This is a genomic window from Micromonospora sp. NPDC049139 (genome assembly GCF_055586845.1).
Genome location: NZ_JBVJHK010000048.1, coordinates 1 through 9488, shown reverse-complemented (window position 1 = coordinate 9488; position 9488 = coordinate 1). Strand labels below are relative to the sequence as shown.

Genomic DNA, 9488 nt, shown 5'->3' with positions numbered 1-9488 from the left:
CGCCTGCGGCCGTTTGCTCGGGGTGTTGGTTTCGGGCGTTGCGCTGGGCGCCTGCGTCCGGTCGCTCGGGGCGTTGGTTTCGGGCGTTGCGCTGGGCGCCTGCGTCCGGTCGCTCGGGGCGTTGGTTTCGGATGTTGCGCTGGACACCTGTGGCCGGTGGCTCGGGGCGTCGGTACCGGACACGAGTGCTATGCCCAGCAGGCCGAAGACCGCGACCAGCGCGACGACGACGCGCGCGTTCGCGAGCCGTGACCATCGCGGTCGCGCCGGGGGCGGCACGTCTGCCGGGCCGGTGTCTCCGGTAGGGCCGCTGACCGGCTGTGTCGGCTTGGCCGGCGGTTGCGCCCGGTGCTTCGCGCCGCGCATCGCCTTGCGGGCCGGCGCGTCCGCGGACGCGGCTGCGGGCGCGGGCGTGACCGAACCGGCTACGTGCCGACTGACAACGCGGTGCTCGCCGTTGTCGTGTTTGGTCGCCGTGGGAGGAGCGCTGGTTCGGGCCGCTGTGGTGGTCGGTGTGGTGGGCGCGGGTCGTCGGGGTGTCGGGATGCCGCGCGGTGTGTGGGTGTCGGAGGTGAGCATGGCGGCGCCGAGGGCGACCGCGTGTTTCGGGTGGGTGTTGATCATGATTGGTCGGCGTAGTGTGTCTCGCAGCAGCTGGGTGACCAGGGGGATCTGGGACGATCCGCCGACCAGCAGCACGGCGGTGAGGTCCTGCAGGGTGATACCGGCGGCGGTCAGGCTCCGCCGGAACGTTTCCATGGTGGTCTCCACGGACGGCGTGATCATCTGCTCGAACGCTTTGCGAGTCACGGTTACGTGCCGGACCGAGCCGGGTAGCGCCACTGTGATGTCTGCCTGCTCGCGGGTGGACAGTGCCTCTTTCGCGAGCATGCAGTCGCGTTGCACGGTGGCCAGGATCGCAGCGGTGCCGGGATCGGTCGGGTCCAGCGCGGTGATGGCACCGTCCAGCTCGCGGTCGACGTGGTCCACGATCGCCTGGTCGAAGTCGGCGCCGCCGAGCCATTCGATGCCCTCGGGGGTGCCGATGATCTCCAGTCCGTCGCGGCCGTTGCGGACCACCGCGCTGTCGAATGTGCCCCCGCCCAGGTCGTAGACCGCCAGCAGGCCGTCGGGGGGCAGTGGCTGGGTGGAGCAGTAGTACGTGGCCGCGGCCACCGGCTCCGTGGTGGTGATGACGGTCGGGCCGTCCGACCCCGGCTCGGCCTGCGGGCGGGGCAGGCCGGCCAGGTGCGGGATGGCGGCGAACTGTTCGCGCCGGTACGGGCCCCACACCGCCGGGTGGGTCAGCACGATCCGGTCGGGCGGGCCGCCCTGGGCCTGGCTGACGGTGTCCACCACGGAACGGAGCAGGGCGGCCATCAGGGCGGTGGGGGAGTACGGCGCTCCGTCCAGGATCACCGGGGTGGGATCACCGAGGCGGCGCTTGAACTCCCGCGCCGCCCGGCTGGGATCCTGCAGGCCGAGGCGGTCGGCCGCCTCACCGGTCAGCAGCGCGCCCTTCTCGTCAAGGTAGGCGACCGACGGGGTGACGACCGCCTGCCCAGCCAGTGGCACCATGTCCAGGGCCCAGGCGGAGGCGGTCGCTGCGGCGGTGAAGCTGGTGCCCAGGTCGATACCCAACCCGTACATACTCTAGAGTCCCCTCGCTGAACCCACCGCCGCTACGATGCTTGATGTCATACGTAGGCGACCTCGAAGCAGTTCACATCGCGCCGTCACGATACGCCGCCGATTTCGGCGTAACAATTCGTCGGTGTTGACATCGGGAGGCGAGCTGTGGACGTTGCGGTGGCCGACGACGGCGCGCTGTTCCGGGAGGGGTTGCAACTGCTGCTGTCCGCCGCGGGGCACCAGGTGGTCGGCTGCGTGGAGGACGGCGACCGACTGCTGGAGCTACTGGCCCGTACCCCCGTCGACGTGGCCATTCTGGACATTCGGATGCCGCCAGGCGCCGACGGCGGACTGCAAACCGCCCAGCGCGTACGGGCGGAATGCCCGGATGTCGGGCTGCTGGTGACCGGCCCGGTGGCGTCGGTTGGCCGTTCGACGATCAGCCAAGATCCGCGATGCGGACAGGGCTTACCGAAGGCCCGAGGCTAATCGAGCTTGCCGCGGCAGCGTTGCGACCGGCCCGGGATCAAGTTTCAGAACCGCAGCAAGCTGTCGGAGGTCGGTCACACCGTCTCCACCGGCGCCGAACCTGTTGACCCAGACACCAAGGAGACCGGCTGCGTCGGCGGCTGCTGCGTCTCCAAGCTTGTTGTCGCCTACGTACGCGGTTACAGCGGGTGGGTATCCCAATGCCGCGCAGCCCGCGTGGAAGATACGGGGATGCGGTTTCGACACCCCCGCTGCGTCGACGCCGACAACACAATGGAACCGCGAGAGCAGGCCCACCCGGCGAAGCTTGACCCGCGAGAAGGCGGTGTCGCTGTTGGTCACGATTCCCAGGGGCACGTTGCCTAACGAGGCGAGCCCATCGAGGACATCGGGAAAAAGCCGCAGCGACGCCTCATAACGCTCACGATAGCCCAAGAACCAGCGGTATGGATCGTGCACCGAGGGTGCTTTCATCCAGGCGATCATGTCCACTGCGAGCGCGCGAGCCTGTCCCACATAGTCGGTCCGGCCAGCGAGGAAGCGGTCGAAGTGGAACGCTTGTAGCTCCCCAAACCTGGCCGCCGCCGCATCGAGCTCACCCTCCACGCCAAGAGCGCGGAGGTAGTTGACGATGCCGTTGTACTCCGCACTGGCGTAGTCGATGAGCGTGTCGTCGACATCGAACAGCACTGCTTGAACCGGGCGCCGCACCTGCCCTCCTCGTAGCACGATGGCGTTGCTCCACAGAGCGGACTTCAGGCCCGCGAAAAGGTCTTCGTCGGCGTTACGCGTACGGTGACTCGCGTTTCGTCCGGCTGGGGGACCCAGTGTGTGCTGCGGTAAGCGAGCGACAGTTCATCGATGAGCTCCATCGCACCCTCAGACGAGATCGACGCAGTGCCGCGTACTTCGATGTAGCTGCCCGGGATATCTGGATCCCACGCCAGAACGCTGACCCGGGGGTTGATCAGCATGTAGCGGACTTTCAGCCGGTTCGCCGCGGTGGAGAACAGAACCTGGCCATCGTCGAATTTGGCCCACATCGGACTGGACTGCGGTTGCCCGAGTGGACTCACTGCAGACAGCGACGCGATGACAGGTGCCCGGAAAAGCCGCGCCATCTTCTCCAGGTGTGCTGGACATATCACAAAGCTGCTAGTTTCGAGGCTGCTACCCATGAAGACTCCCATGTCCCTGGGCGCACAAAGTACCGACGTGCCTGGTGATCGTCAAGCAACGTCGGGCATCGGTAGTGGCCCGATTATCTGTTTCTGTCCGGTTTGGTGAGGGCTTGCCAGCCTAGCCACCTAAAGGTGAGCAGAAGTCTGGCTTGTTTGCCATTCAGCCCTCAACGCCGGCAATTCCATGACGTAACCGGAGAATTCGACATGGCGCCGGATCCGGGGCGTCGATGTATACCCGTTTGGGCACCTGCCTTATTGTGTCTGGGCGTACTGACCACACCCGCGCCTTCCGTGACCGTCGTTGCGACCCCGAGCGTTGCCGTCGGCGGCAACGCGATGGGCCTGTGCAATGGCGAAACCGCGAACGCGTACGCGGACCGACAAGGGGCCGTTTATGGTGCATGTCCCGAGCGACTCCTTCGACGCACAGCGCGCGTGGCTGATTCTGCGCGAGGCATGTTCGACGAATCACGTGAATCTTTCCGACGGAGAACTGATCCGACTCGGTGAGAATGCGGTGTTCTGGCTTGCCTCGCGAACTGTCGTGGCGCGAGTCGGGCGGGGGGACGTTCGCGCCGCTGAGGCCGAGCGAGAGATCAAGGTTGCCAGGTGGCTGGCAGGATCCGCAATTCCTGCGGTTCGGCCGCTCGAGATGGCTCAGCCACTGCGCGTCGGCGATCATTTCGTGACGCTGTGGGAATCGGTGGGAGACGAGGTCAGCTACGGCACCCCGGCAGAGTTGGCGTCCCTGCTCCGCCAGTTGCACGCCCTGGAGCCGCCTGCCGACATCGCGTTGCCGCGTGCGGACCCGTTTCGCCGAGCGCGGTCCTGTTTCGCGAACGCCACGGCCCTGACCGACGAGGACAAGCTGTTCATCAGTGGTCTGCTGGGCCGACTGGCGACCAGGTACGAACGGCTGGCGTTCTCACTCCGGCCGGGCGTCGTCCATGGCGACGCAAATGTGTGCAACGTCTTCCGGGACCGCCGTGGCAGGCCGGTGCTAGGCGACCTGGACACCGTGGCGGTGGGACCGCGCGAGTTGGACCTCGTGCCCGCTGCGGTGTACTACGACCGGCTCGGATGGCACTCGGCCGGCGAGTATCGGGAATTCGCGGAAAGCTACGGCTTCGATGTGCTCGACTGGCCTGGTTACGGCCTACTGGCGGATGCACTCGAGGTCGAGCTGGTCACTTGGCTTGCGCAAAATGCGGATCAGGACGACAAAGCGGGACAGGAGCTTGCCAAAAGAATCAGAACATTGCGCACGGGGACCTCGCGAGCGGTGTGGTCACCGTTCCTTTGGCACCAGCGTGATTGACGGTCCGCAAGACCGCGCTGCTGCCTGCGTTACGCGAAGGCACCGACGAGGTCCAAGCTTGGTCGTGACATTCCGGTGCGGGCGCGGGCTTCGGTGCAGCGGATCTTCGAGACCGGCGTCCCAGGAGACGGCGAGTGAGCGGTGCGTCCCATGCGGGACGACAAGAATTGGCAGTCGAGCCAGACCGCGCGACTCAGCCCGTCAGGACAGCCGGTACGCTTCACGGGGCGGCTCGAGGGAGCCGGCGCGATGACTGAAGTGGACGGCGGAGTTCATGCCAAGGCCTGACCCTGATGCGCTGTTGCCGGTCGCGCACGACGTTATCGACAAGGCCGTCGACTATGTGCTGAGAAATCCCGCCACCGCCGTCCGGCAGAAGGACGCCCACGAGATCGTCACGGATGCCGATGTCGCCATCGAGTGCCTCGTCCGCGCCGCATTGCTCCAAGTCGACACAACGATCGGCTTCCTCGGTGAGGAGACCGGCGCGGTGGGTAACCCCAATACTTACTGGGTACTCGACCCCATCGACGGCACCACCAACTTCAGCCATGGCTTACCGCTGAGCTCGATCTCGCTTGGCCTGGTGCACGACGGCTACCCGATTCTCGGCGTCATCGCAGTCCCGTTCCTCGGGCGCCGGTACTGGGCCACACGCGCTGGCGGCGCCTATCGCGATGGTGCTCGCATACAAGTTTCCAAAACGGCCGACCTGTCCAAAGCATTGGTCGCTCTCACCGATTACGGCGGGCCCCAACCGGGAATCGATGATCTGCTGTGCCGGGAACTGGATCGCGAGTTGACCACCCGCGCCCAGGGGCTGCGCCGGTTAGGCTCCACAGCCATCGAGCTGGCCTTCGTCGCAGAGGGTTCCCTCGACGCCAGCATCAGCATCTGGAACGGAACATGGGACACCGCCGCCGGCGCCGTCATCGCGCACGAGGCAGGCGCGGTCGTTATGGATGCCGACGGGAGTCCACATTCAACACAATCACGGTGTGCTGTCGCGGTCGCCCCGGCGCTGCGTGACCCCATCCTGTCGATTCTCGAGATCGCGCGCGGCACCCGTTACTGGCCTGCCGATGCCGGGAACACTCCGGTTTGGAACTCCACTCCAAGGTCATAACAGCTCATATTGGGCCATTTTCCATCCTGCGTGGCCGTTCGCTTCGACGCGGTGCAGGACGAAGATGGCCTCCACGATTGCGGTGGTGCGGCGCGGGCCCGCCGGTGAGGCCCACACGAGTCGACCGGCGTCGGCGACGACCTGCATGCTCAGGCCATGCCTCTTGTGTTTGCCGGAGTAGCACGGCTCCTGGTCTGCCACGTGGTCCATCGGAAATCAGCGTGCCGTCCAGGATCGCGTACGCCAGTTGCCGGATGGGGCCGCCTCACCGGCGGTGAGGCGGCCCTCGCCCTCATCGATCTCCGGGCCTGCCGGGCCCGTACTGAGCTGCAAGATCAGCCTGAAAAGCGCCCGGTCGGCTGGTCGTGGTTCAGCCTGGCTAGCACCCGCTGTTGCAGGTCAGCCGGAAAGTTGACGGAAAAGGCGGTGCTGCGGGGCGCGTTCTGTCCGATGGGCAGCAGGCAGTCCAACACTTCGACCGGACCGCGTGCCGCACTACGTTCTGCCTCCGAGTAGAAAACGACGCCGGCCGGGATCCGCTGGTCCATGACGGTCTCCCGGCCGGTGACCGGATGGCACCGGGTTGACCAGGCCCAAAGCAGGTCGCGCATATCGGTGGGGTCGATGTCGTGGTTGACGACCATCAGCCTGTTGATCCACCAGCCAGCGTGAGCGGCGTCTGGAGCTTTACAGACATCAAGGATGCGCCGCGCGAGGTCGGCCGAGGTCAACCCCGTAAGCTGCGCCCAGTCCGGAGAGACGCAGACGGCCAGCAGGGTGCAGGCGCTTTCTGGGACGACCCAGGCCGAAATGACTGGCAGGTCGGCGCGACGCAACTCCTCCAGCAGGACAGCTGCGATCCCAGGGCCGCAGATCGTATGGTCCTCGTCAACCGGTTTGCCCGCGCAGACGACCGGGATGATCGGCTCTGTTCGATGAGTGATCGCGGTAACGTGGTACACGGGGCGGTGTTTGCGGACAGTGGGTATATAGCCGTGGTACTCGCCGGTGGGCCCCTCGAGCCACGTCTCGTCATTGGCCAGGTAGCCCTCGATGACCAGCTCGGCGGATGCCGGGACCTCAAGGTCCACGGTCTTGCAGCGCACGGTTTCAATCGGCTCGCCGAACAGTCCACCGAGGAAGCCCGCTTCGTCTATTCCGTCAGGCAGCGGCATGCCGCCGACGAACAATGCGCTTGGCTCGGGGCCTTGAACAAGCGCGAACGGCATCGGTTCACCGCGTTGTTGCCACATCTGGCGGATCACGTTGTTGTGCTGGCTGGCACTGACGATACCGGTCATCCGTTTGCCGTCGATCAGCATCGCTCGGGCGATCGACCAGTTCGTCCATTTTCGGTCCGGGCTGGCGACTACGAAGATACCGATCGTGTTGATATAGCGGCCGCCGTCTCCGACATGTAGCAGCGGACTCGGCAGACTCATCAGATCCGCCGCGTCGCCGACCAACACTTTTTCATGGCACGGCGCGTCCTCCACGACAACCGGGGCGATGGGCTCGCGGTGCATCGCCGCGGCGAGTTCTTCGACGATCCGTCCGCCAGGGGTGGTCGGAGCCAGCCCCAGTGCGAGAGCTACCCGGGCCATCCGGGCTTCGGCAGAGGAACTGTAAGCGAGGGGCGCCCCGGCCACGCGATACCCACTGTGTCCACGAATGTTGGTGAACAGTGGAACCGGTGCGCACACCTCACTGCTGTGGCGTGTGATTGCGCCGATTTCGAACGCGGTGTCTACCTCCCAATCGATCCGCCGAAGGTCTCCGAACTCGTCCAGCCGGCTCAGGTACTCACGAAAGCTCCTGGGACGGCCTCGCTGGGAAGATCTGGCTTGCATGGCGAGTTCTCCGATCGCGTGATGAGATCCTGGCCGCACACTCGGCGGCCCGTTACTTGGTGGCCGGCATAACCCTGGTTGCCCGGGCTCACCTCGGTCGCGGTGATGCTCTCCGAAACCGGGCCCGGCCTTACCGCCACAGAGTCCAGACCGCCTGCGGCGTACTTCCACCGGACATCGACGGTGAGTCGGTCCACCGCCGCACGGTCCGACAGCCCTTTCCACCGCCGCAGGACAATCACCACCGGCATGATCATCGGCGGTATCGACATCGGGCCGTCCTCAGCGAACAGGTCCGCAGACATCGGATCCGGGAACCACTCCGGGCACTCATGACGTAGCACGGTGTACACCGAGTCTGGTACCAGGCGATCCTCAAAGAAACTCGCTGTTGAGGGGAGCAACCCCCGCCTGCGTCGGGTCAGAGCCACCGCCATCGCAGGCCCGCTCCTCGCTCCGATGGCCAACTCGAGTCAGCCTGACACACGCAACACCACAACGGAAGATCACATCCTTACGGATGGGGGGCCGCCACATTCAATACCGATCCGTTCGGTATGGTTTTGGAGCAGCGGGCGCCAGCGTGAGTGGAACCGCATTGCCCCGGATAGACGCGGATCGGCACGATGCGGTCGTGGGGTGGGACTGCATCTGCGGGTACCGGCGGCGCCCGGGGTCGGCTCGTCGCCAGTTCTACGCACTGGCAGCCGAGCCTATCCCACGTCCACAGTCCCCAGACGGGTTGGTCAACCTACTCACCCAGCCTTCGCCGCAGTGAGTTCGCCTCGGGGTGTCCGCCCAGCCCAAACAGGTCGCTGTGGACGCCCACGACCGCTCCGTCGGCCTGGTTTGGACGACATCAGCGTGAACGGCTGCATCACCCAGGCCCCCGGCGGCGGTGACTGCGCGGCGGGCGTTGTGTTCTTGGCCCTCGGCTCGGGTGCGGTCATCGTAGGCACTGCTGATGGGGGCGGCCGGTCATCGCGCACCGTCGGGACTGGCCGGCACCTACCCCGGTGCCGGTCAGTCCCGACGTGGCCTCCGCCGCCCACCAGGGGTGGCTCAAGGAACAGTTGGTCCGCGCCAGGCTCACCTCACCAGTTATCGGTGGGGGCGCTCGTTCCCAAGGCGATGATCCACAACCACCACCGGCTACCCGGCGACGTGGTGGACACGCGCTGACTAGAGCTCGTCCGCCGATGTCCTTCTGCGACGCACGAAGACGATCAGGGCCGCGCCGACGGAGATCATCAGGATTCCGATGAGGCTGATCCGGGCGGTCATCGCACCTGTCGTCGCCAGCTTTTCGCAGGTGCCTGGGTCCTCGTACGCACCGATCAGCTTGTAGTCGTAGCCGGGAAACACCACATTGACGGCGCGCTCTCGTCCGGAGGCGAAGACGACCGTCTCCTCTCCGCCGTCGGAGGCCGTGAGCTTCTTCTCCTGCGTTCCGTAGGTCGCGACCGCCTCGATCGGTGGCATCCCCTGGCCGGGATGGGTGACGGTCACCTTCAGTTCGGTGCAGGTCGACTCGGTGGACATCGTGGGCAGCCCGCAGGTCGAGGGCCGCGACCAGAGATAACGAGCGATTTCCTTGCCCCGCTCGGCGACGACGATCTGGCCGGCGCCCGCTGGCATCGGCAGTTCCACCGACTTTCCTGCGGGCACGTGGACGGTGCGGTTCACACCGGTCGCGGTGACTCGGAACGTCACGGGATAGCGGCCGCCGCTGAGATGGACGGTGACGGACCCGTCGCAGGCCGGCGCGAAGGTGGCCTTCGGTTGTGCGCAGGACGCGGCACCGCCGTTGTAGGCGCCGAGTGGGCCGGCGGAGCGGTTGCCGGGCTTGCCCTTGCTGCCCAGTTTCTTGTCGCCGTAGCGCTTGCCCT

At 66.1% G+C, this 9488-nt stretch carries 8 protein-coding genes and 2 pseudogenes; 3 read left to right on the top strand and 7 right to left on the bottom strand.

Annotated features, from left to right (window positions below):
- The coding region (locus ACZ6Q9_RS34025) for an Hsp70 family protein (protein ID WP_466021477.1) at nucleotides 1-1641 on the bottom strand (1641 nt) is incomplete at its 3' end.
- 156 nt (nucleotides 1642-1797) lie between these two features.
- Between ACZ6Q9_RS34025 and ACZ6Q9_RS34020 the strand changes: the two genes are divergently transcribed.
- Nucleotides 1798-2121 carry a response regulator transcription factor gene (locus ACZ6Q9_RS34020; protein ID WP_396831393.1) on the top strand — a complete coding sequence of 108 codons (324 nt, stop codon included), beginning with the start codon at nucleotides 1798-1800 and terminating at the stop codon, nucleotides 2119-2121.
- Here the strand turns inward: ACZ6Q9_RS34020 and ACZ6Q9_RS34015 are convergent.
- Nucleotides 2101-2832 (bottom strand): HAD family hydrolase, encoded by a 732-nt coding sequence (locus tag ACZ6Q9_RS34015; RefSeq protein ID WP_396831392.1) that lies wholly within the window; start codon nucleotides 2830-2832, stop codon nucleotides 2101-2103. The genes ACZ6Q9_RS34020 and ACZ6Q9_RS34015 overlap by 21 nt on opposite strands.
- A 44-nt stretch (nucleotides 2833-2876) precedes the next feature.
- Nucleotides 2877-3299, bottom strand: coding sequence for a PPOX class F420-dependent oxidoreductase (locus ACZ6Q9_RS34010; RefSeq protein WP_393271259.1), 423 nt, complete (start codon nucleotides 3297-3299; stop codon nucleotides 2877-2879).
- 400 nt (nucleotides 3300-3699) lie between these two features.
- Between ACZ6Q9_RS34010 and ACZ6Q9_RS34005 the strand changes: the two genes are divergently transcribed.
- Nucleotides 3700-4623: a phosphotransferase gene (locus tag ACZ6Q9_RS34005; protein WP_393271258.1), complete on the top strand. Its 924-nt coding sequence runs from the start codon at nucleotides 3700-3702 to the stop codon at nucleotides 4621-4623.
- 274 nt (nucleotides 4624-4897) lie between these two features.
- Nucleotides 4898-5749, top strand: coding sequence for an inositol monophosphatase family protein (locus ACZ6Q9_RS34000; protein ID WP_393271256.1), 852 nt, complete (start codon nucleotides 4898-4900; stop codon nucleotides 5747-5749).
- 93 nt (nucleotides 5750-5842) lie between these two features.
- Here the strand turns inward: ACZ6Q9_RS34000 and ACZ6Q9_RS33995 are convergent.
- The 4 genes and pseudogenes from ACZ6Q9_RS33995 to ACZ6Q9_RS33980 all read right to left on the bottom strand — a co-directional run.
- Nucleotides 5843-5999 (bottom strand): annotated as a pseudogene (locus ACZ6Q9_RS33995) (IS5/IS1182 family transposase); the annotation flags it as partial.
- A gap of 85 nt (nucleotides 6000-6084) precedes the next feature.
- Entirely contained in the window at nucleotides 6085-7599 is a 1515-nt protein-coding gene (locus ACZ6Q9_RS33990; RefSeq protein ID WP_393271254.1) for a UbiD family decarboxylase, read from the bottom strand.
- Nucleotides 7545-7904 carry a transposase gene (locus tag ACZ6Q9_RS33985; RefSeq protein ID WP_393271252.1) on the bottom strand — a complete coding sequence of 120 codons (360 nt, stop codon included), beginning with the start codon at nucleotides 7902-7904 and terminating at the stop codon, nucleotides 7545-7547. The genes ACZ6Q9_RS33990 and ACZ6Q9_RS33985 overlap by 55 nt, the downstream gene beginning before the upstream one ends.
- Nucleotides 7905-8781: 877 nt before the next feature.
- Nucleotides 8782-9488, bottom strand: a pseudogene (locus tag ACZ6Q9_RS33980) (cell wall anchor protein); the annotation flags it as partial.

What these genes read in the sequence shown, in the direction of transcription:
- ACZ6Q9_RS34010 (WP_393271259.1), bottom strand. Translation starts at nt 3,299, where the DNA reads ATGGGTAGCAGCCTCGAAACTAGCAGCTTTGTGATATGTCCAGCACAC.
- ACZ6Q9_RS34005 (WP_393271258.1), top strand. Translation starts at nt 3,700, where the DNA reads ATGGTGCATGTCCCGAGCGACTCCTTCGACGCACAGCGCGCGTGGCTG.
- ACZ6Q9_RS34000 (WP_393271256.1), top strand. Translation starts at nt 4,898, where the DNA reads ATGCCAAGGCCTGACCCTGATGCGCTGTTGCCGGTCGCGCACGACGTT.
- ACZ6Q9_RS33990 (WP_393271254.1), bottom strand. Translation starts at nt 7,599, where the DNA reads ATGCAAGCCAGATCTTCCCAGCGAGGCCGTCCCAGGAGCTTTCGTGAG.
- ACZ6Q9_RS33985 (WP_393271252.1), bottom strand. Translation starts at nt 7,904, where the DNA reads ATGTCTGCGGACCTGTTCGCTGAGGACGGCCCGATGTCGATACCGCCG.